Source organism: Paenibacillus gallinarum (genome assembly GCF_014836635.1).
GTDB classification, from domain to species: domain Bacteria; phylum Bacillota; class Bacilli; order Paenibacillales; family Paenibacillaceae; genus Paenibacillus; species Paenibacillus gallinarum.
Window position 1 is genome coordinate 245,879 of record NZ_JACSQL010000002.1, and the last position, 22,591, is coordinate 268,469.

General features: G+C 41.1%; 22 protein-coding genes. 18 read left to right on the forward strand and 4 right to left on the reverse strand.

What is annotated here, in order from left to right:
• Positions 1 to 41: 41 nt before the first annotated feature.
• Positions 42 to 1,925: a S8 family peptidase gene (locus H9647_RS06020; RefSeq protein ID WP_191798859.1), complete on the reverse strand. Its 1,884-nt coding sequence runs from the start codon at positions 1,923 to 1,925 to the stop codon at positions 42 to 44.
• Positions 1,926 to 2,173: 248 nt separating this feature from the next.
• On the opposite strand from H9647_RS06020, the gene H9647_RS06025 reads away from it, so the two are divergent.
• The 6 genes from H9647_RS06025 to thiI all read left to right on the forward strand — a co-directional run bounded on the left by H9647_RS06025 (position 2,174) and on the right by thiI (position 6,853).
• A complete protein-coding gene (locus H9647_RS06025) occupies positions 2,174 to 2,677 on the forward strand; it encodes a YpuI family protein (protein ID WP_191798860.1) in 504 nt (167 codons plus the stop codon).
• Positions 2,678 to 2,811: 134 nt separating this feature from the next.
• The gene (locus H9647_RS06030) at positions 2,812 to 3,030 is read left to right on the forward strand and encodes a DUF1540 domain-containing protein (RefSeq protein WP_191798861.1); all 219 of its coding nucleotides are present in this window, start codon (positions 2,812 to 2,814) and stop codon (positions 3,028 to 3,030) included.
• Between the two features lie 80 nt (positions 3,031 to 3,110).
• On the forward strand, positions 3,111 to 3,506 hold the full coding sequence (locus tag H9647_RS06035) for a hypothetical protein (RefSeq protein WP_191798862.1): 396 nt from the start codon (positions 3,111 to 3,113) through the stop codon (positions 3,504 to 3,506).
• A gap of 144 nt (positions 3,507 to 3,650) precedes the next feature.
• Positions 3,651 to 4,352, forward strand: coding sequence for a lytic transglycosylase domain-containing protein (locus tag H9647_RS06040; RefSeq protein WP_191798863.1), 702 nt, complete (start codon positions 3,651 to 3,653; stop codon positions 4,350 to 4,352).
• 128 nt (positions 4,353 to 4,480) lie between these two features.
• The gene (locus tag H9647_RS06045) at positions 4,481 to 5,632 is read left to right on the forward strand and encodes a cysteine desulfurase family protein (protein ID WP_191798864.1); all 1,152 of its coding nucleotides are present in this window, start codon (positions 4,481 to 4,483) and stop codon (positions 5,630 to 5,632) included.
• Between the two features lie 3 nt (positions 5,633 to 5,635).
• On the forward strand, positions 5,636 to 6,853 hold the full coding sequence (gene thiI / locus H9647_RS06050) for a tRNA uracil 4-sulfurtransferase ThiI (RefSeq protein WP_191798865.1): 1,218 nt from the start codon (positions 5,636 to 5,638) through the stop codon (positions 6,851 to 6,853).
• A 73-nt stretch (positions 6,854 to 6,926) separates the two neighbouring features.
• On the opposite strand, the gene H9647_RS06055 is transcribed toward thiI, so the two are convergent.
• Entirely contained in the window at positions 6,927 to 7,613 is a 687-nt protein-coding gene (locus H9647_RS06055) for a TerC family protein (protein ID WP_191798866.1), read from the reverse strand.
• Between the two features lie 133 nt (positions 7,614 to 7,746).
• Here H9647_RS06055 and H9647_RS06060 point away from each other — a divergent pair, with 133 nt between their 5' ends.
• The 7 genes from H9647_RS06060 to H9647_RS06090 all read left to right on the forward strand — a co-directional run bounded on the left by H9647_RS06060 (position 7,747) and on the right by H9647_RS06090 (position 15,803).
• On the forward strand, positions 7,747 to 8,406 hold the full coding sequence (locus H9647_RS06060; RefSeq protein WP_191798867.1) for a TerC family protein: 660 nt from the start codon (positions 7,747 to 7,749) through the stop codon (positions 8,404 to 8,406).
• Positions 8,407 to 8,675: 269 nt separating this feature from the next.
• Positions 8,676 to 9,173 carry a LiaF transmembrane domain-containing protein gene (locus tag H9647_RS06065; protein ID WP_191798868.1) on the forward strand — a complete coding sequence of 166 codons (498 nt, stop codon included), beginning with the start codon at positions 8,676 to 8,678 and terminating at the stop codon, positions 9,171 to 9,173.
• Positions 9,174 to 9,317: 144 nt separating this feature from the next.
• The gene (gene typA / locus H9647_RS06070; RefSeq protein ID WP_191798869.1) at positions 9,318 to 11,156 is read left to right on the forward strand and encodes a translational GTPase TypA; all 1,839 of its coding nucleotides are present in this window, start codon (positions 9,318 to 9,320) and stop codon (positions 11,154 to 11,156) included.
• A 66-nt stretch (positions 11,157 to 11,222) separates the two neighbouring features.
• Positions 11,223 to 11,525: a YlaH-like family protein gene (locus tag H9647_RS06075; RefSeq protein WP_191798870.1), complete on the forward strand. Its 303-nt coding sequence runs from the start codon at positions 11,223 to 11,225 to the stop codon at positions 11,523 to 11,525.
• Between the two features lie 183 nt (positions 11,526 to 11,708).
• Complete coding sequence (locus H9647_RS06080; protein ID WP_191798871.1) at positions 11,709 to 12,773, forward strand: LCP family protein; 1,065 nt, start codon at positions 11,709 to 11,711, stop codon at positions 12,771 to 12,773.
• A 231-nt stretch (positions 12,774 to 13,004) separates the two neighbouring features.
• Complete coding sequence (locus H9647_RS06085; RefSeq protein ID WP_191798872.1) at positions 13,005 to 14,336, forward strand: PhoH family protein; 1,332 nt, start codon at positions 13,005 to 13,007, stop codon at positions 14,334 to 14,336.
• A 198-nt stretch (positions 14,337 to 14,534) separates the two neighbouring features.
• The gene (locus tag H9647_RS06090) at positions 14,535 to 15,803 is read left to right on the forward strand and encodes an extracellular solute-binding protein (RefSeq protein WP_191798873.1); all 1,269 of its coding nucleotides are present in this window, start codon (positions 14,535 to 14,537) and stop codon (positions 15,801 to 15,803) included.
• A gap of 29 nt (positions 15,804 to 15,832) precedes the next feature.
• On the opposite strand, the gene H9647_RS06095 is transcribed toward H9647_RS06090, so the two are convergent.
• The gene (locus tag H9647_RS06095; RefSeq protein ID WP_191798874.1) at positions 15,833 to 16,921 is read right to left on the reverse strand and encodes a hypothetical protein; all 1,089 of its coding nucleotides are present in this window, start codon (positions 16,919 to 16,921) and stop codon (positions 15,833 to 15,835) included.
• Between the two features lie 110 nt (positions 16,922 to 17,031).
• On the reverse strand, positions 17,032 to 17,268 hold the full coding sequence (locus H9647_RS06100; protein ID WP_191798875.1) for a DUF2626 family protein: 237 nt from the start codon (positions 17,266 to 17,268) through the stop codon (positions 17,032 to 17,034).
• A 276-nt stretch (positions 17,269 to 17,544) separates the two neighbouring features.
• On the opposite strand from H9647_RS06100, the gene H9647_RS06105 reads away from it, so the two are divergent.
• From H9647_RS06105 to H9647_RS06125, 5 genes are all read left to right on the forward strand, one after another.
• Positions 17,545 to 18,189 (forward strand): RsfA family transcriptional regulator, encoded by a 645-nt coding sequence (locus H9647_RS06105; protein ID WP_191798876.1) that lies wholly within the window; start codon positions 17,545 to 17,547, stop codon positions 18,187 to 18,189.
• Positions 18,190 to 18,313: 124 nt separating this feature from the next.
• Positions 18,314 to 19,264 (forward strand): ketopantoate reductase family protein, encoded by a 951-nt coding sequence (locus H9647_RS06110; RefSeq protein WP_191798877.1) that lies wholly within the window; start codon positions 18,314 to 18,316, stop codon positions 19,262 to 19,264.
• Positions 19,265 to 19,267: 3 nt separating this feature from the next.
• Positions 19,268 to 19,654, forward strand: a complete 387-nt coding sequence (locus H9647_RS06115) for a DUF3397 domain-containing protein (protein ID WP_404822589.1) — start codon at positions 19,268 to 19,270, stop codon at positions 19,652 to 19,654.
• Positions 19,655 to 19,802: 148 nt separating this feature from the next.
• Positions 19,803 to 21,470, forward strand: a complete 1,668-nt coding sequence (locus H9647_RS06120) for a peptide ABC transporter substrate-binding protein (RefSeq protein WP_191798878.1) — start codon at positions 19,803 to 19,805, stop codon at positions 21,468 to 21,470.
• Between the two features lie 187 nt (positions 21,471 to 21,657).
• A complete protein-coding gene (locus H9647_RS06125) occupies positions 21,658 to 22,590 on the forward strand; it encodes an ABC transporter permease (protein ID WP_191798879.1) in 933 nt (310 codons plus the stop codon).
• Position 22,591 lies beyond the last annotated feature (1 nt).

A 22,591-nucleotide genomic window follows, 5' to 3' on the forward strand; every position in this document is an offset into this window, starting at 1 on the left:
TTAGGCTACCTCGTCTGCTCTTTTTTTATATTTTAGTGAAGCTATTTTACATATTTTTTTACTGTATCTTCCATTTTGTTTCGTAAGTTTTGCGGCCAGAATTGAAGAGGACTGTCTTTCTTCATATTCGCTCCTGCTTTTTCGAGTGCTTTATATACATCAATTTGTCCGTAGCCAAAATATTTATCATATCCCGAATCTCCAAGATCGATAACGCTTGAACGCATTAAATCCATCACCTCTTCATTACTGAGATCGGGATTAACGGAGCGAATTAGTCCAGCCAGAGCAGCCACATGGGGGCTTGCCATTGATGTACCAGACAGGGCAGCATACTGATTTCCAGGATAAGTGCTGGCGATGCTTGCTCCTGGTGCCACTACGTCAATATAATCTCCGTAATTAGAAAAATCAGCTCGTCTCATTGCCGCATCTGTTGCAGATACCGCAAAAACTTCAGGATAGGCTGCCGGATAACCAGGGCGTTCCGTATTATCATTACCGGTTGCTGCAATAAGAACGACATCGCGATCATAGGCGTATTTGATTGCGTCATGTAAAAATTCAGCATCGGCATAATTTCCGAGGCTCATGTTAATGACCTTTGCCCCATGATCTGTAGCCCATATGATTCCTTCAGCTACCGCATAAGTTGTCCCAGACCCGGATGAGTCGAGTACTTTGACCGGCATCACTTTGTTGTACCAGGTCATTCCTGCCACACCTTCATTGTTATTCACTTTGGCAGAGATGATACCAGCGACATGCGTTCCATGTCCTACATCATCATATGGTTTCTCTGCTGGGTTAACGACATTAAAGCCTTCCACAAACTGCCCTTCCAGGTCAGGATGATCAAGATCTACTCCCGTATCAACGACGGCAATGGTAACATTATCGCTACCTTTGGACAAAGACCAGCCTTTATTGGTTTCTGTGGCAGGGAGGTTCCATTGATATCTGGAGAAGAGTAAATCGTTCGGAATGTTGCCTGCACGTAAGTTATCATCAGATGATTCGTTAGTTAGATACAGATAGTGAGGCTCTGTATACATAGGATCCCAATTCTTCTTAAAGTACGACGCTAAAGCTTCGTAGTCTTTATCTTTTGATTTGAATACATAGGTTTCACCCATTTTATGAACATGGTCAAGTTTAATTTCTTTCTTAATCTGTTCCATTTTGTCTGTTGAGAGGTCTTCTTTGAAGCGAATTACAATTTCATTCTCATAGTAATGACTTGCATTCTGGTTGTCATGTCCTGTTTTTACCGTAACTCCTTTTAAAGATCCAGGAAGTACGGAGTTCACGTTATATTTTCCTTCTTTTGGATAGGGGATCATACGCAAGTTGCGTCGCTGATGTTCTTCTACATCGTTAAGGATATGCTGGCTCATCACTGCAACAACGGCATGCTTACCATCTAGAGCAGGCTGACCGACAACAAAGTATTTCTCTTCTCCGAGCAGCATAGAATTAGATTCATAAGACTTATGCTTACGTAATGCTTGTTTAGCCGATTTAATACTGGACATCAGCTGCTGATTTTTTTCGAGAACAGGTTTTTGCTTGTTTTTCTGTAATGAATAAGATGTAGACGTTCCATCCTTAAGATTCATCCAAATCAGTGTATGCAGCTGATGATGTGAGGACTGGAGCTTATCGATGTAGGAAGTAATTTCTGCTTCGTCCGCAAGTTTTAGTTCTTTTAGCATATTCTGCAAATGCTGCTCGGCATCCATTCGTGATAAACGCTCCGTCGTCTGAATATCCTGAGATTTATATTGCTGTTTAAGCTGCTGTTCTTGTTTTGGAGCAGGCGATTCGGCTGTGTTGTTCTTATTTTGAGAAGGTAAGAGCAGGGTAATAACTAAGACAGAAGCGGCTAAAATAAGAGCCAAGTAAATCCATTTATTTTTCGTCATGTAAACTAAATTCCTCCTGCTATTTTAAGTGGGATCAGGTCTCTTTAGCCTGAGGAGGAAAAGCCTATTTTATACGGACACGACTCGGAAATTCAAAAACTTCATCCACCCGTTTTATTTAAGTACCGCTTGTTATTATTTTATGATAGGATAGTAGCTGAGAATTACTGGTAACAGTCTGATTCAAAATGCAGATCAATGTACAAGAGGTCTATAAGGACTTATTTCTTTAAGGGGGAACTACCTTTATGTCAGCCAATGTGCAGAAGTTATGTGAATCCGCACGAGAGAAATTGAAACCTGCAATAGAAAAGTTGGAAACGTTTCTGAATGAAAATTCACTTGCTCAGCTGTCTGCTGATCAAGATGAGGAAACCGTACTATTTTACCAAGGATTTCTTTCTGACTTACGCCATTTGTTAGTTTTTTCTGAGGTTTCTTATGAGAAACTGGGGACTGTTCTACGACGTGCAAATTTTGACGTTGATTTCGCCGAAAAAGCACTTTACCATTTGTACCATCAAAGTGTGAACAGCTTCTTTTATCCGAGAAATGAGTGCTATTCGGAAGATGGACGTTATGCTTATACAGGACAAGATGCAATTCGTTTCCGTCTAAAACCCGTTCGCTCAGCACGTGACATTATTATGGAAATAACAAAAACTTATGAAGAGCTTAGAGATGATCTCAATTATTATGAAAGTGATTATCTGACACAACGAAGAATGCAAAATCAGCGCAATCACGCCTAGTGTTTACGTAAAAATTGTATAGATACAATGAAGCCGCCGTGTGCGGCTTTTTTTATTTTTTCATAATAAAGAAGGAATATAGGGCTGTGCATAACCACTTTAGAAAGGGGAACGATAGTAAAGAGGTGATAACAATGAGTGATAAACCAATTGTAAGATGCAGCGTATCTAACTGTTCGTATTGGGGTGAAGAAAATTTTTGCAAAGCAGATTTAATTATGATCAATATTGATGCTTATGCAACAAAGCACCTGAAAGAAGAATATGCAGGTGAAACCTTTGACTCCGATCACAAAGATGTAGCTTCTACTTCTTCTGCGACTTGTTGCCATACTTTTAAACCTAAACATTAATTATTGGATTTGTGTACCACGGCTTATTTGAAAAGTAGCTTTACCCTGTCAAGCTTTTTTGCTTCGGAGGTGCCTTCATTATGACGACTTCAAAAAAATACGATTCGAAGCCGGTTAGAGAACGAGTTGACTATCCGCGCAAAGAGCATCAACATGTGGCTGAACAACATGAAGAATATGCAGCTGAATTAACCTCTCCGCTTTCCGTTCAAAAAAGACATGACAAAAAACTGGAAAGTAATGAAGAGGGGACCGAGTCAGAGAGTCTCGCATCCTATCGAATCGGATACCTTGGACTTGCCGTATCATTTATCTCATTATTTGTATGGTCTTTTGTGCTTGGTACCATCGGAATTGTCCTTGGTTACTATGCTTTTAAAGAGGGAAGACGAACGGTTGGAGGATGGGCTGTAGGCATCGGGATCGCCGCTCTGCTAAGTTACTCCTTTCTTGTCATGTTCACTTACTATCAGTAGAAAATGTATTGGCAGGCATCTCTGTATTTTAGGGTTGCCTGTTTTTGTGATTCTATATTCACACAGCAAAAACAGGTCTTGGCACTTCTAGTTCATAGCGTGTACAATAGAGCGTGGACAAAACAAATGGGAGGCCATTTATACATGCATATTGATCCGGTGAGGAATACCCTTTGGTATGACTTATCTTCACCTTCTCAGTCGTCGAATTCAGTTTCAAATGACAGCAATCATACTGCATCTTTTGAACAAGTATTGGGACAAGTAGGGCAGAGTCCAGAGCAGTCCAGTTCAAGAACGATTTCGAATCGCGAGGATGGACTTTTATGGATGCATCTTGGAAACGGAACAGTAACAGAGGAGCTGAGTAATGTAAGTGCAGCCCCTGGAACTTCTTCGGATACTGTATCCACAGCCCATGAAGGGATCTCCACAGACTACGATGCATTAATTAAGCAGGCGAGTCTAAAATACGGCGTATCTGAGTCTTTGATCAAAGCGGTTATTGATACGGAATCTTCCTTTAATCCAAATGTGGTATCTAGTGCTGGGGCAAAAGGGCTTATGCAGCTTATGGATGGTACCGCGGCAGGGTTAGGGGTTACGAATGCTTTTGACCCGGCCCAAAGTATAGATGCAGGCACACGATATTTATCTTATCAGCTTCAGCGTTTTAACGGTGAGGAGAAGCTGGCTCTTGCTGCTTATAATGCAGGTCCAGGCAGAGTCGGACGCTTGGGTGTCGACACCGATGAGGAACTGATGACGGTAATGAGCCGTTTACCGCTTGAAACGCAGCGCTATATTACTAAAATAGAACAGGCCCAGGCGAAATACACTGTCTGATTATTTTATAACTGTATAGATCTGCGAAGAAGATCATATGAGAAGGTCATGGAAACCGACCTTTCTTTCATTGGTCTTTTTGCTTTTTAAATATGATGAAAGACATTGTGCTTAAGGAGGTGAAACCATTGCTTTATTTTGATTATGCAGCATCAACTCCGCCATATCCTGATGTGATCACGACAGTCAGTGAAGTGATGAATCGACATTATGCGAATGCTTCCTCTATTCACGGATATGGAGAAAATGCTGAAAAATTGCTCAACAAATCACGTGAAGTCTGCGCGAAAACACTGGGTACCAAAGCATCTGAAATTATTTTTACCTCGGGAGCTACAGAAAGTAATAATATGGCGATAAAAGGGGTTGCCCTGCGTTATCATTCTCGTGGTAAACATATGATAACAACGAAAACAGAGCATGCCTCTGTATATGAAAGTTTTCGGTTTTTGGAGCGAATGGGGTATGATATCACTTATCTACCGGTGGATTCCAAAGGCCGGGTGAATGAGGAAGATGTACTTCATGCAGTAAGAAAAGATACTATTTTGGTAAGCATAATGCATGTGAATAATGAAACGGGTGCAATTCATCCCGTTGCTGAGATTGGGCGCAAACTTAAGAAAGAACATCCAAAGGTTATTTTTCATGTAGATGGAGTTCAAGCTTTTGGCAAAATAAAGGTAGATCTTGTACACTCCGGGATTGATTTATATAGTATATCTGCCCATAAAATACGTGGACCAAAAGGTGCGGGACTTCTCTATGTTAGAACAGGTCTCGAACTTGCTCCACTGATGTCAGGTGGTTCTCAGGAAGGGGGAGTTCGGGCCGGAACAGAGAATATTCCGCTGATCGCTGGTATGACGAAAGCCATTCGTTTAGCAGAAGAAAATAGATCTGATCTTTATGCTCGCCTTATCCCGCTCAGAGATCGCTTGATGGAGGAAATTCGTCGTTATCCCGAATGGGAACTGAACAGCTCTCCGGAAGGTGCACCACATATTGTGCATTTTTCTTATCCTGGTATGAAAGCAGAGGTAATACTGCATACACTCGAGCAACTAGGTGTGGTTGTTTCAACTCAGTCAGCTTGTTCCTCCAAATATACAGAACCGAGCAGAGTACTGCTGGCGATGGGAAAATCAGAAGAAGCTGCGCGTTCGGGTATACGCATTAGTCTCGGAGATGTTCATAATGATGAACATATCGATCAATTAATACACGCACTACGGGAAATGAAGAAAAGACTGGCTAATTTTGAAGGGTGGAACCGCTAAACCATGAAATACGATATGCTACTACTTCGTTTTGGGGAGTTTACGTTAAAAGGTAAAAACCGCAGACGTTTTGAAAAATCAATGAAAAGTCATGTGGAATCTAAGCTTACGGCATACCCGGGAGCAACAATTGTAGAAGAATATGGGCGTATGTACGTCGGGCTTGGGGGACACGACTATCTGGCTGTAATAGAGGATTTACGAAAGATTTTTGGACTAGTTTCGATCAGTCCTGTCAAGGTAACAGCCTCAGAATTGGATGAAATCGTAGAAACTTCACTTGAATTCATGGAGGAGATGCGACCTGCCCCGGGCACTACATTTAAAGTGAATGCCAGACGTGTATGGAAAGGTTTTGAACACTCCTCTCATGAAATGAATCATCTGGTAGGGTCACCTTTGCTGCGTAGGTTCCAGGAACTTAAAGTAGATGTGAGAAAACCGGATATTGAACTAAAAATTGAAATCAGGGATACAGGAACGTACCTCTTTTTTGAATCTTTTTCTGCTGTAGGAGGTTTTCCAAGAGGGACGAATGGCAAGGCAATGATGTTGTTATCAGGAGGAATTGATTCGCCTGTAGCAGCCTGGTCTTCCATGAAAAGGGGATTGGAACTGGAACTTGTTCATTTCTTCAGTTTTCCTTTTACTAGCCAAAAAGCCAAGGACAAAGTCATTGACCTTGCTAGAGTGCTGGCTGGATATTCGGGGGAAATCAAGCTGCATCTGGTTCCTTTTACAGAGGTGCAAACTTCGTTTACCCAATTGGGGCAAGACAATCTGATCATTACTTTAATGCGGCGTTCCATGCTCCGTATTGCAACCATGCTGGCAGAACGTGAAGGAGCCCTTGCTATTGTAAGCGGGGATAGTCTCGGTCAGGTTGCGAGTCAGACGCTTGGCAGTATGAATGTCATCGGAAGAGCAACGGATCTACCTCTTCTGCGGCCGCTTGTTATGATGGACAAGATGGAAATTGTAAAAATAGCAGAGGAAATTGGAACCTATGATTTATCCATTTTGCCATATGAGGACTGCTGTACTTTATTTGTTCCTAAATCTCCAGCAACCAATCCAAATCTTCGGATTGTAGAGAAGTTAGAAGCATCCATTGATCATTTATCTGAATTATTAGAACAAGCCGTAGCTAATACGGAAACGATCATGCTTGGGGACGGCAAGGAGCTCGAATCCAGCGCTATTGATGAGGATTGGTTGTAATTATCATAGTAAAAAGAGCTGTCTCTAACATCACCGGATGTATAGAAACAGCTCTTTTTTATTGTTATGGTTACTATGAATAAGAATGCTGCTGACCGTGCTTCGCATTTTTTTGTTTACGATAGCCTGCGAAGAGTACACCTGCAATGACAAACACAATGAATAGAATACGTACTACAGGATGTGCAGTAAAGAAGGGTTCAAGCATTCTCTCTTCTGTAATCATGTTGGAAGCTGTATAACCAAGGACCCCAGCACCAAGGAAAATAATCCACGGAAAACGGTTGATGAGCTTAATAAACAGCGTACTTCCCCAAACAATAATCGGCACACTAATTAACAATCCTAGCACAACGAGAAGTAAATGTTGTTCTGCCGCACCTGCCACAGCGATGACATTATCAATACCCATAGCTGCGTCGGCAATAACGATCGTTTTTACTGCTGTCCATAAAGAAACTCCTGCTTTTACTTCAGTATGCTCGTCCCCTTGATCCGCGAGCAGTTTATAAGCGATCCAGATAAGAAGCATGCCTCCTACAAGTAACAGCCAAGGAATCTGCAACAGCCAGAGTACGACAACTGTAGCTGCAATCCGAATCAAGACAGCACCGCCGGTGCCATATATAATCGCTTTTTTTTGAGTTTCCTGAGGCAAATTTCGGGCAGCGAGTCCGATGACGATTGCATTATCGCCGGCTAATATAAGGTCGATGAATACAACCTGCAGCAAGCTGACTAAAAACTCGCTGAAATTCATGTAGGTCACTCCTTTTATTAAAACACTCTGCTTGGTATAAATCGGAATTCATTATATTCCTCTGCCTGAACATCGTCAAGCATAGGCTTGGCAATGTGAACATACATCTAATGTATGGGGGTGTTCGTAACGTATGAACGAGCTATGGTTGCTGGCACAAATACTTATGATCAATCTTGTGCTTAGCGGAGATAATGCAGTTGTTATTGCACTAGCAAGTCGTAATCTGCCGGAACCTAGAAGAAGACAAGCTGTATGGTGGGGCGCATTTGGAGCAGTCTTATTAAGATGTATCCTAACCTTTGTTGCTGTGCTTATTCTCGAAATTCCGTACATTCAAGCTGCAGGTGGACTGATGCTTCTTTATATCGCATTCAAGCTGCTACTCGAAGATACAGGAGAGGTGAATGTCCGTGAGTCCTCGACACTGTGGAGTGCCATTCAAACGATTCTTGTTGCGGATTTTGTGATGAGTCTTGACAATGTTTTAGCGATCGCGGCAATCGCAGACGGAGACCTCGCTTTGATCGTCATAGGAATTGCGATAAGTATACCTATCGTCGTATGGGGGAGCGGAATTATCGTAACTTTATTGCAAAAATATCCGATTCTCGTATTTGCAGGTTCTGCAATCTTAGCGTATACGGCAGGAGAGATGCTGCTTCGCGATCCTAAACTAGGCATCTGGCTGCAGGAATATCTGTCCGGATATCAGGGGCTGATTCCTGTCTTCGCGGCTGTATGTATTATGGTTAGCGGTGTTTTCCGTAAATTAACACATTATCGTGTTTAGTATTTCCTTACTACCAATATTTTATAGGAAAAGTACCGGCAGAAATTGCCGGTTTTTGTTTGCTTTGGATGTGCGATGAACATAGAGAAACCTACTTTTATCTTTGAAGAATGGAATTAGCTGACAGAGTAGTTTTTTGTAAAAACATAGGATAAACTATACATAGATCGGATGCTCAGTCCTTTATATTTTTGGATGTCAGGATAAGCCTATTTAAGGTAATAAGAAACAACATATATATCAATTTTGATGGATGAGGTGAAGGGATCGTGAGAGGAAAAAATGAGCGTGCTATCGGCATATTCATCGTGGTAGCCGGTCTTGTTATTTTGCTAGGTAAACTTGGTGTATTTGGTTATATTGGCCGAAACTTTTGGCCGCTTGTTCTATTGATACCTGGTATTTTACTGCATCTGTATTACTTTTTAAGAAAAACAAGTACAGTTGTATTGATTCCAGCTGGAGTATTTACGGTTTATGGAATTTTGTTTCTTATCTGTAATCTGACCGGATGGCATCTTCTTGCTTATCTCTGGCCGGTTTTTATCTTTGGTATCGCCCTGGGACTTTTCGAGTACGCCTTATTTGAGTACCCAAGACCGGCAACCATATATTCCACTTCGATTATAGTGCTTGCTGTTTCGATCGTACTTTTATTTATAACTCTTCTTACGACCGGATTCATCTATCTATTTGCGGCCATTTTAATCTTCGCAGGCATTTGGCTCATTTTTGGCAGACCTAAACCAAATCGCAGATTTCGATAATAATAGACTTGATTTTTGGTGGAATTAGTCTATAATATAAGGGATATAAGTGGATATAGCTCGGACAATCCGGTGCTTCTTTTTTGAGCATTCCGTTTTTATTTACAAATAGACTTGATTTTGGAAAGGATATGGATACAAACCATGCATGTAAGAAAAAACATTCGCAATATTGCGATTATTGCCCACGTTGACCACGGGAAAACGACTCTAGTCGACAAATTGCTTCAACAATCAGGAACATACCGTGATCACGAGGCTGTACAAGAACGCGCGATGGACTCTAACGATCTAGAACGCGAACGCGGAATTACCATCCTAGCTAAAAATACAGCAATCAACTATAAAGATTTCCTCATCAACATTGTGGATACTCCAGGACACGCCGACTTTGGCGGCGAAGTAGAACGGATTATGAAAATGGTTGATGGTGTACTTCTCGTTGTTGATGCTTACGAGGGATGTATGCCACAAACGAAGTTTGTACTTCGTAAAGCGCTTGAGCACAATCTTACTCCGATCGTAGTTGTTAATAAGATTGACCGTCCGGCTGCACGTCCAGCTGAAGTTATTGATGAAGTACTTGATCTGTTTATCGAACTAGGTGCTAGTGACGAACAGCTTGACTTCCCAGTGGTATATGCTTCTGCTTTGAATGGTACATCCAGTCTTGACCCTGAAAAACAAGACGATAACATGATGACTCTGTACGAAACAATCGTAGAACACATCCCGCATCCAACCGAAAGTGTGGAAGAACCTCTTCAATTCCTCGTTACTTTGATGGACTACAACGAATACCTTGGTCGTATCGCTATCGGACGTGTGAACCGTGGTGTAATCAAACAAGGACAACCTGTTACGGTAATGCTTCGTGATGGTGGTATGAAGTCTGCTCGTATTGAGAAATTGTTTGGTTTCCAAGGATTGAAACGTATAGAAGTAGCCGAAGCTGGCGCAGGCGACATCGTTGCTATTGCTGGTATTAAAGATATCAACATCGGTGAAACCATTGCTGATCCGAATAACCCTGAAGCTTTGCCAGTTCTGAAAATTGACGAGCCTACACTTCAAATGACGTTCCTCGTAAATACAAGTCCTTTTGCTGGCCGTGAAGGTAAATGGGTTACTTCCCGTAGACTTCGTGACCGTCTCTTCAAAGAGCTTGAAACAGACGTGAGTCTTCGTGTTGAAGAAACAGACAGCCCGGATGCATATATCGTTTCAGGTCGTGGTGAACTTCACCTTAGTATCTTGATCGAGAACATGCGTCGTGAAGGATATGAACTTGCGGTATCCAAACCAGAAGTTATCATCAAAGAAATTGATGGTAAGAAAATGGAACCGATCGAGCGTCTTCTGATTGATATTCCTGAAGACAGCATGGGAGCTGTTATGGAAAGCCTTGGATCACGTAAAGCGGAAATGGTGAACATGGTGAACTCCGGAAACGGTCAAGTTCGTCTTGAATTCCTGATTCCAGCACGTGGACTCATTGGTTACCGTACAAACTTCCTAACCCTTACTCGTGGTTATGGTGTAATGAATAATGCATTTGACAGCTATGGTCCTCTCGTGGGCGGTCAAGTTGGTGGTCGTCACCAAGGCGTACTCGTATCCAGTGAGAACGGAGTATCTACTTTCTACGGTATGATTGGAGTAGAGGATCGCGGATCGTTATTCCTTGAGCCAGGAACTGAAGTATACGAAGGTATGATCGTTGGCGAGCACAACCGTGACAACGACATCGTCGTGAACATTTGTAAGGAAAAACAATTGACTAACGTTCGTTCTGCATCTAAAGACGATACAGTTAAAATGAAGACTCCAGTTATTTTCTCTCTTGAGCAAGCTCTTGAATACTTGAATGATGACGAATATTGTGAGATTACTCCAAAATCTGTTCGTCTTCGTAAAAAAATTCTTAATAAGAGTGAGCGCGAACGTGCAGAGAAACAACGTAAGACGGCAAAAGTTAACTAACTCTTAATCGTCTTCAGTTAAGATAAGGAAAAGAGAGCATGAACCTAAGGAAGGAGTTGACTCGCCATGCAAGCATGGTTAGCGTCACACCCGATCATAAGTTATGTGGTGATTTTTGTACTGATCACGTATGTCTACAATAAGGTATTTCGTCCACAGCAAAAATTGTCGTTACCAAAAGAGATATTACTGTACATTTTTATGGCCATAGGTGCTTTCATGCTTCTTATTTTCCAAATTGACAAACTGCCAATTATACAATGCTTACTTGTTGCTGTGGGACTGATGCTACTCGTTCGAATTCGTTATTTCGTCGAAGGACGTCAGAAGAAAAAGACACAAGCGGCTGGACAGACAGGTAAGTTATAATTCGGAAGAGTTATAAGGTGCATACCCAAAACTTATTTCATAAATTTAACTGGAGAAGGCCGCTCTTTGAGCGGTCTTCTCCTTATTTAAAGGTATTTATTTCTATGGATTTGATATAAACCGATAAAAAGCGTTAATATAAGTAGAAGTCAGAAGATAGAAACAGGTAAAGGTGTTGAGAGAATGAGTATGGGTTCAAATGGACTTCCTCCTCGAAATCAGGGAGATAAGAAGCCGCCTTCTAACATGAAACAAGACCAACCTCAAAAGAAGAAAAGGAAGAGTCCTTTTCGTAAATTAATGAAATTGATTATGATCCTTGTAATTCTCGGTGTGGTGGCAGGTTGTGGCTATTTATATATGATTTATAATAATGTAATAAATACAGGGACGGATTCACCCGTTGCTGCTGAGAATTCAGCTAAAGTAAAACCGCTGACGATGTTGATTCTGGGTACAGACTATCGCGAAAAGACGAATACGCATCTTACCGACGTCGTTATGGTGGCTTCGATGAATCCAGCAACAGATTCAGCTACGCTAGTGTCTTTGCCGAGGGATACACTGATTCAGCTTGATGGTTATTCACAGCGTAAGCTTAATGCCTATTATCCAAGATTTAAAGCTGCAGAAAAAGAATCAGGAATATCCGCAGAAGAAGAAATGCGTGTAATGCTCAGCAAATACTTAGACCTTGATATTGATTATGTGACGGTTCTGAACTTTCAGGCTTTCTCAGACGCAGTAGATGCACTTGGCGGTGTTGACGTAAATGCATCGCAGAATATGTGCTACAAAGATACAGCTGATGGCACAGACATTAATATCAAAAAAGGCCCGCAGCATCTGGGTGGAGATCAAGCACTTGATTATGTCCGTTATCGTAAATCGAATTGTGATCCTAAGACGCCAGCTTCTGATGACTTCTCTCGTAATCAGCGTCAAAACGAAGTGTTACAATCGATGATGGATCAGATGAAATCACTTGGTGGTGTAGTGAAGATTGGAAAAGTGGTCGGAGCAGTAAGTGATAACATCACGACTACGGTAGAAAGTGATCAAGTGAAAAATTTCATCTCGGCCTACTGGGATATGTCAAAGGATAACGTGAATTTTGTGCCGGTGACAGGAACTTGGAACAGCCCTTATGTATATATTAATCAAAATGAATTAACTAAAGCCAAAGAAGCACTCGCACAGGAACTTGCAGGAGAACACGTCTCTGTTAACTCCACTTCTAGTGAATAGAGGGAAGCGAGGCTTCAGAAACCCAGTGAATCCAATTCACTGGGTATTTATTTTGGCTCAATTTAATGCATTTCATAAATAAATTGATTTATCTCAGGATATTTTCAGGAAAATGAACAATTATTTGCTCCTTAACGAATACATTTAAATATGGGATGCGAGATTGTCCTTACCGCTGCTACAAAGCTTGCCTAACTGTGCTTAAAAGACGCCGCCTTGGAGGGGATACCAATGAAAAAAATTTTTGTATTGGATACGAATGTGCTGCTTCATGACCCAGGCGCCATTTATGCTTTTGATGAGCATGAGGTCGTCATTCCAGCAGTTGTCTTAGAGGAAATTGACTCGAAGAAACGAAATGCGGACGAGATTGGACGCAATGCAAGATATGTATCGCGTTTATTAGACGGCTTAAGGGAGCTGGGGCATCTGCACAGCGGGGTACCATTGCCAGACGGCGGCAGATTAAAGGTGGAACTAAATCATCGCAGTTTTGTTCGAGTGCAGGAAATGTTCGGAGAAGTAACGAATGATAATCGTATTTTGGCTGTGGCGCTGAACTATCACCTCGAAGAGCAAGAAAAGGAGGAAGCGGATCAGGTTGTTCTAGTGAGTAAAGATGTGCTTGTCCGAATTAAAGCGGATGTGCTTGGTTTATATACGCAAGATTATCTATCAGATCGTACGGCAGATCCTAGTGAATTATATCCTGGATATTCTACAATTAAAGTTCATCCTTCCGTCATTGATGAGTTCTATACGTATCGCTTTCTTCCTATTAAGCCTTTACAGCTGCCCTATGCTTTATACCCGCATGAATTTGTTATTCTTAAGGATGAGATGGGTACGGGGAAATCAGCCTTACTAAAAGTGAATCAAGAGGGAACAAAGATGGAGCCACTGTATTTAAGTAACGATCCCGTGTGGGGAATTGTAGCGAGGAATGCACAGCAACGGATGGCTCTTGAACTTTTATTAAATGATGAGATCCCGCTGGTTACGATTACCGGAAAGGCCGGAACAGGTAAAACGTTGCTCGCTTTAGCAGCAGGACTGCTCAGAGTGGAAGATGATCATAAATATAAAAAACTTCTGATTGCAAGACCGGTCGTACCGATGGGGAAAGACATAGGTTATCTTCCTGGCGAGAAGGATGAGAAGCTCCGTCCTTGGATGCAGCCTATTTATGATAATCTCGAATTTTTATTTGATACGAAAAAATCAGGTGATATTGATAAAATTTTGATGGGGCTTGGCAGTATTCAAGTAGAAGCCTTAACTTATATTCGAGGAAGGTCGATACCAGGACAATTTATTATTATCGATGAAGCTCAGAATTTGTCCAGACATGAAGTGAAAACCATTGTCTCGCGAGTAGGGGAAGGTAGTAAAATTATTCTCATGGGAGATCCGGAACAGATCGACCATCCTTATCTGGATTCATCAAGTAATGGACTCACTTATATTGTGGAACGTTTCCGTCAGGAAGGGATTAGCGGACATATCATGCTTGAAAAAGGAGAACGATCCAAGCTTGCGCAGTTAGCAGCTGATTTATTATAGGAGAATAAGGCCTATTTATTTCCCGGGAAAAGGGCTTGTGATTCTAAAATCGGAGAACCGGCATAAGAACCGGTTCTTTTTGTATGAAAAAAGAAAAGAAAAGATTAAAAACATAAAGGAAGTAGGACAACAGGCCTACTAATTTGTTACAATAGTTGGTAAATGGGAAGCTATAGTTATGCGGGAGGAGTAAGAGCCTTGAAACGGAGAAATCATTGGATTCTGTTTGTTGTATTGTTATTGTCACTAACTATACTTTCACCGAGTCTTGATCTCGTTCAAGATCAAACAAAAGAAGAGAGAGACGATGTAACAGATATATTCTCGGTTCCTGCTCCGGAGACTACGCATAAAAATAAACCTCTATCTGTTCTGGTATCGATGGACGATGAGGAATACAAAATATTTCAGAGTTTTGCTATGAATATAGCAAAAGAGATAGACATGGAAATTAGTATAACAAATATAGAATCAGCCGATTTTTATTCAGCGTTTAAGGAAACATTCATGATGGGGGAAAGCCCGGATACTTTACTTATTGATAATCGGTATATAAAATGGTACGCAAAAAAAGGATATGCTCGGCCGATGACGGGTGGGGATGGAAATATAGCTGCTGGTGATTCTTTTGATTCTGTGCTTCGAGCTGGAGAGTGGAACGGGTACCTGTGGTCTATTCCTATGGATATAGATCCCTATGTGTATGCGGAGTATCGTAACGAAGAAACAAGTAAGGAGCCGCTGCAATCAACTAGTACAAGGGATGAGTGGATATCTCGTCTTACGGAGTGGGGAGAAAGGCTGAATAAGCCTTTTTATTTCAATGGGGAAGATCCCGTAGCCTATGCTTCTTGGCTTACCTTCCTGGGTATTTATTCAGAAGTTTCGCACGTGTTTCAGTTAAATGATGAACAAGAAGAGGATGGGTTACAGAAGGTTCGAGATATACAATCTCTGTTTCCTTATATAAAAACAGAGAGGTACAATCTCTCATCCGTCAGAGCAGACTTTCAAGCAGGAATCATTACTCTATCAGAACTCATTCCTGTTCATAGAGAAGAACTTTCTTCCTACATTAATAATGATGTGACATCTCAGTCACTTGCTGTAAAAGGACGTAGTTTTATTATCTCTCCTAAATCAACGCAAAAAGAAGCAACAGTAGAGTTTCTTACGAAACTCACATCGCCAAAGTCAGCAAAAACCTGGTTTACTCTCTCAGGCAAGCTTCCGGTATATTCCACTCTGTATACGGATCCTGATCTGTCTGATATAACTAATGCGATCCCGCTGCAAGCTTTAGAAGAAAGTATGGACGAATCGTTACTTCAGGATGAAGATCATGTTTTATCTGATCCTGAAAAGTCTGGGGCAGCAGCGGAAACGATTGAGCAATTTGTGCATGGGCAGCTTTCTTTAGAAGAATATGAGCTCCATCTCAAGCGATTAATAACAGATTTAAGATAGCAGTTTTATGAGTTCTTAATAGACACATGCTATTTGAGTGAAAGTTCCATCGTTACTTCAAGTGTTTGTTCTCTGGTTGATACGCCGGTCGCCTTAATGAAGGACATTAATTTCTGAGGGTAAAATCCAAGGTCGAATTCTTGCTCAAGCATCGTACGTGTCGTATCAGGGAGTTCGAACTGGTTAAAGATGAGTTTATCAACATGGAAGAGAATGCCGTTCTCTGGTTCATCAATCACGGAGTAGTGACCGTAAACCGCGAGTTCGAGGTCGTCACGTTTTCCAGATGCAATAATGTAATCATCACTGAACTCAAACGAAAAATCTTGAAAAATTTCATTCTCTGATCTTAAAAAATCATTTAACTGCGCTTCGGTAATTGAAATCGTATAAGTGCCGCCATTCATAGAGAGAATGCCAGGTTCTTTCTGCACGTAGGAGGGGAGATTTTCCATTGCCACAGCCAGCGCATTGAAATATTGATGTACTTCATGAACTCCGACGTTATTCCAATATGAAGTCAGTTCTACAATCAACTTCTCCATCAGTTCTCTTTGATCACTCGAGGTGAGTCCTTTTTCCACTTCTTCCTCAAGGGCTAACACTCGTTCTCTCTGATAGATCAGATTTTGTTTTAACTGCTCAAGTTCATAGGCACTTTGATCCAATTCTGCAGAGGTAGCTGTTAATTCATTGTATCTTTTATGATAGGCACGTAGTGTTTCTTGATCACCCAATATAATCATCTCATAATAACCGGCTACGATCTGAAGTGACCGAAAAGAATCCGAATTCAAAAGAATACGGAGGAACTGAGCACGCTCACCCATATAATAGGATCTAACGATAGAACCTGCTCGCTCTTCGTGACCGACCATTTCCTCCTTGTGTTGTTTGAGTTCTGTTTCTAGCGACCGCTGCTTTTGCTGGAGTTCTTCTTGCTTATCTTCGGTGCGTTTAATTTCATGATCAATCTCGACGATCGAGAGACTGTTCTGGAGTATATTCAGGTTACCTTCTTCTATAGAAAGTTCAGCATGGACATAAGAGGCAGAGTTCGCCATAAGAAGAAAGAAAATGGTAAACCATATGATCTTAGTGTGTAACCGGTGTCGCAATCTATTCTCCTCCCAACGCAAGCTTGTACCTTGTTAAAACATAATATGAAAAAAAGAATAAATAAAGAACGGTTTGGCAGTAACAGCCAAACCGTTCTTTATTATGATCTCTATAGAGGATTGCTCATTATAAATACAGTCCAATAGCTGAAACCGGAAAAACTAACAATCATGTAAGCCCAGAATAACAGGATGTACGTTCTCTCGGTGAATTTCAAATAGCCAAGTGCAACAAAAAAGACGGTTTGAAAGAAGAAAAGAAAGGCCATTTCTAGCATATTTGCGGCAAAAGCCATAAGTCCAATCGTTAGAGTGAAAAAACCAAGCACACGAAACATGCGCGCCACGATAGCAACCCCCTTTCTAATAATACGATCAAATGTATACTAAGTAACATTATAGCCTTTAAGGAAAAACCTGTAAATAAAAATTGAATTTGAAAGCGAAATCTTTTTGTGTATGACAATGCTCGAAATTGGAAATACATTTTAATATGAAATAGATTCTATGAACTCTATGAAGGGCATAAGAATGATTAAAGCTGCTTTTATAACCGGCTTACACCGCAGCTTTTATGCTGGGGTGAGGTTGTGATAATGGATGCAAGTTAGGAGGTTTATAGCATGACTGCTGTGAGACAAGATGCTTGGAGTGCAGAGGATGATTTGATTCTGGCTGATGTGACGCTTCGCCATATTCGTGAAGGAAGTACTCAGCTGGCTGCTTTTGAAGAAGTAGGGGATAAGATTGGAAGGACTTCTGCTGCTTGTGGTTTTCGCTGGAATAGTTTCGTACGCAAAAAGTATGATGAAGCTATCGGAATCGCAAAGGCTCAGCGTCAAAAAAGAAGTTATTCAAAAAGACAATCTTCAGTACAGCCGCAGGTTGCAGCCCTTTCTGTAACAGACACGGAGGAAATGGTATATCGTTCAGAAGCATTCTCAGAAGAAACGTTATCTATTGATGCGGTAATCCGGTTTCTGAGACAATGGAAAGGTATGGTTCACGAAAATGCTAGACATTTGAAACTCTTGGAGAAAGAACTTCGAGAGAAAGAAGAAGAGTTACACGAATTGAAATTTGAGAATGAACGATTGTTTAAACAAGTAAATGAAGTTCAGACCGACTACCGTGTAGTGAACGATGATTACAAGGCGCTCATTCAGATTATGGATCGGGCAAGAAGACTAGCATTTCTTTCGGAAGAAGAGGAAGAAAAGTCCCGGTTCAAAATGGATGCGAACGGCAATCTCGAACGTATTGATTAATACTCAGATTAAGCCTGTATCTAAGACCCGTATTATCGCTTTTATGCGGTAAACGGGTTTTTGTCATCTTATTCTTTCTGTTATCATATTAGATAAATTATTTGAAATGGGAGTGGGATTTGTTTTGATCATTGATGTAATTGGTGCAGGGGCACTTGGATTGCTATATGGAGGCCGGCTTGCAGCTTCAGGTGAGTTGATACGTTTATGGGTGAGAACGGAGGAACAAGCGAGTGAACTTGGGAAGAATGGAATACACATAACGGACCCCAAGGGACATACATCTAAAGTACAAGTCTCTAATCTGCAGATTTATGTTATAAACCGATTTAAAGAGATATGGGAGGGCCAGCCGGGGGATTTAATGATGATCATGACAAAGCAAGGAGCGATCAACGATGTGATTGAGATGCTGACGAGTGCTGATGTTGATATACCTATCTATTGTTTTCAAAATGGGACAGGACATACTCGCAAAATTGCTTCGGCCTTACCTAAAGCCTATGTGTTTGCAGCGGTAACTACAGAAGGGGCGAAAAGAACAAGCAAGCATGAAGTTATTCGAGCTGGTTATGGGGAAACACTCCTACAGTCTTGCGAAGAAGATCAAACGAAAGCAGTAAATGTAATGATGTATTTTATTGAAGCGTTGTCGAAAGCAGGATTTACCACGAAATCGTCGAATGAAATCGATAAGCTGGTTTACCGAAAACTGATGATCAACGCAATTATCAATCCGCTGACTTCGATTTGGAGAATTACAAATGGTGAGTTATTACATAGTTCCTATCGATTGCAGGCGATGAAACAGTTATATATAGAAGCGGCACTTGTGTATGATGCGCTGTCTATTCCTTATGAAGCAGACTTATGGGAACAAGTGATTCAAGTGTGTCGTTCAACCGCAAGTAATCGGTCTTCGATGTGTACAGATGTTGTGAATGGTAAAGCAACAGAGATCGATGCAATTAACGGTAGTATTATCGATATGGCAAAGGAGGCAGGGGTAGCTACTCCTGGACATGAGCTTGTATATAAAATAGTTCAAGGGATGTTAATAGAGGAGGAAGTGTGAAATTTGAATACAATCGAATCTTTCCTGAGCGTGCTAAGCATGCTCCCTTTTTTTCCGTTTCTCATTGTGTATTTCCTCGTTCTTTATTATAAGAAGCAAAAGAAAGTTGCCCTTCTAACCGCAATGGACGTAACTACGATCTTTCTTATTGCTGCGGTTGCGGCTCTATTTAATAATACATTTGACACAGGATTTGGATTCTATTTGATTCTAATCTTGTTACTTATTGCTCTCGGTCTGATCGGAAGTGCCCAAACTAGATTAAAAGGAAAGATCGATTATAAGCGTATGTTCAGGGTCGTTTGGCGCATGGCTTTTGTTTTGATGGGGTTCAGTTACCTAGTTCTTATGGCCTTTGGATTATTCAGTTACATAATAGCTTTAATGTAAGAAAATCTGACACAGATTGTGTGTGTTATGTGTCGAAAGAGTCGAAATTTGAAAAAATATGTAGAAGAAGAAAAAGTTATATAGATTTTTTTGACCACTGGTTGTATAATCTATAAACATATACCACATTTTTAGGGGGAAATGCTAGATGAAGAGGAAAAGTTTGCTAGTCCTTTTGACGCTTGTTCTTGCATTTGGTACCGTACTTGCAGCGTGCGGTTCAGATAATAGCAATGATAGCAGTCAAGGTGATGGTTCTTCCACACCAACAGAACAGGTTTTGAGAATTAACTTGAGCGCTGAACCACCAACTTTTGACCCTGCTCAAGCGCAAGACAGCCAAACAAACACCGTTTTGAAAACGATGTATGAAGGCCTTGTTCGTACGGATTCTGAAGGCAACGTAATTGCAGGTGTAGCTGAAGATTGGGAAATTTCCGAAGATGGACTGATCTACAAGTTCAAACTTCGTGAAGATGCTAAATGGAGCAATGGCGACGCAGTAACAGCAAATGATTTTGTGTTTGCTTGGAAACGCGTACTTGATCCTGCAACCTCCCCAGCGCCTCCGTATTCCTATCAACTTTACTACATTAGCGGTGCAGAGGAATACAATGCTGGCGAAATCACAGATTTCTCCCAAGTCGGCGTTAAAGCTGTGGACGAGCATACTTTGAAAGTTACTCTTAAAGATCCGACTCCTTATTTCTTGGGTCTGACTTCATTCTATACTTACTATCCGGTTCACCAATCGGTAGAAGACAATGATAAATGGGCAACTAACAAAGATTCGATGATCACTAACGGTGCATTCACGCTTACCCAGTGGACAACAGGACAAAAAATTGAGGTAACAAAGAACGAACAATATTGGGATAAAGATAATATCAAACTTTCAAAAATCGATATGTCTTTGACGCCTAGCGGTGCAACTGAGCTTTCCTCTTATAGAAGCGGAGAACTTGATTATGCTGGACATCCTAACGGCGAAATCCCTACTGACCAAATCCCAGGCGTAAGTAAAGAATTGCCAGAGGAATTCCATTCTACTGGTATTGCAACTACTTACTATTATATGTTTAATACAACGGCTGAGCCGTTCCAAAACGCAAAAATCCGTAAAGCATTTGCAATGGCACTTTCTCGTCAACCCATTGTTGATAATGTAACCCTTGGCGGGCAAATTCCTGCTTACGGTTTTGTACCACCAGGTATCAAAGGTGAATCAGCACAATTCCGTGAGGAAGTAAAAGATGCAGAATACTTCCAAGAGAATGCAGATGAAGCGAAGAAATTGCTAGAAGAAGGTATGAAAGAAGAAGGATACACGACTCTTCCTAAGATCACTTTGATCTATAACTCGAGTGAAGCTCACCAAAAATTGGCTGTAGCTGCTGCGAATATGTGGAAAACGGTTCTTGGTGTGGAAGTAGCTACACAAAACCAAGAGTGGGGCGTATTCCTAGAAACTCGTAACAATCTTAACTATCAAATCTCGCGTGCAGGTTGGTCTGCTGACTATAATGATCCAATGACATTCATGGATATTTGGACAACAGGTAACGGTAATAATGATTCTGGTTATGCGAATCCTGAATATGATGCTTTGATTGAGAAAGCGGCAGGGGAAAAAGATCTAGCTAAACGTAATGAGTACTTCGCACAAGCTGAGAAAATCTTGATTCAAGATGATATGGTTATTGCACCGGTGTACTATTATACGAATGTGTCATTGACTAAACCTAATCTTAAAGGTGTGAGCCTTGACTTTAGCGGAGCGATTGATTTCACCAGAGCTTATCTTGAGAGCAAGTAATCATGTAACAGTATAGTTATTTCGGGATATATATGTGGGTAACCCCTTATATATCCCGATTTTTTATTTGTTCTACTAATTTCCATAATTAAGTAATTTTTGCAAAGAATAAGAATTACCTTGCTATTCTTGTTCTTATACACTAGCAATTTACAGCTGTTAATCTATGCGGGAGGTGTTCAAGGTCATGGTAAGATACGTGATCAATAGGCTTGTCTTTATGCTGATATCATTATTTATCCTCATCTCCGCAACGTTTTTCTTAATGAAGGCGATTCCGGGTAACCCATTCATGGGGGAAAAAAATGTATCACCTGAGATTGAAGCTAGACTGATGGAGCAATATGGGCTTGATAAGCCGGTTTTCGAACAATATATAAAGTATCTTAGTGATATTGTCACAGGTGATTTAGGTGTTTCAATGAAAAAACTTAATCAGGATGTAGGTAATATCATTGGCGACACATTTGCTGTTTCTCTTAAACTCGGAGCCGTTGCGATCGTAGTTGCTGTCATTGTTGGTATTTTTCTAGGAATGATTGCAGCTATGAATCATCGCAAGATTATTGATAATGTAGCGATGATATTAGCCGTACTGGGTATAGCGGTACCGAGTTTCGTACTTGCATCCCTCCTGCAATTTTATCTAGCTCAAGAGGCTGGCTTATTCAAAGTAATGGGGCTTAATGGCCCACTTGACTATGTTCTTCCGGTAGCAGCGCTGTCTGCTCAGCCGATTGCGTTTATCGCCAGGTTGACACGTTCGAGTATGCTCGAAGTGCTTCATGCGGATTATGTGAAAACTGCGAAGGCGAAAGGTCTTAACAGTATTACGATTATGTTTAGACATATTATTCGTAACGCAATCCTTCCGGTCGTGACTTATGTTGGACCGATGACGGCCAATATTATTACAGGATCGGTTGTCATTGAACGTGTATTCGGTATCGGCGGTATCGGAAAAGTATTCGTTGAAAGTATTACAACTCGTGACTATACGATGATTATGGGAATTACTATTTTCTACGGACTTATCTTGATGGTAGCGCGCTTTATTACAGATATCGCTTATGTCATCATTGATCCGCGTATCAAATTATCCAACGGGAAGGAGGGCTAGG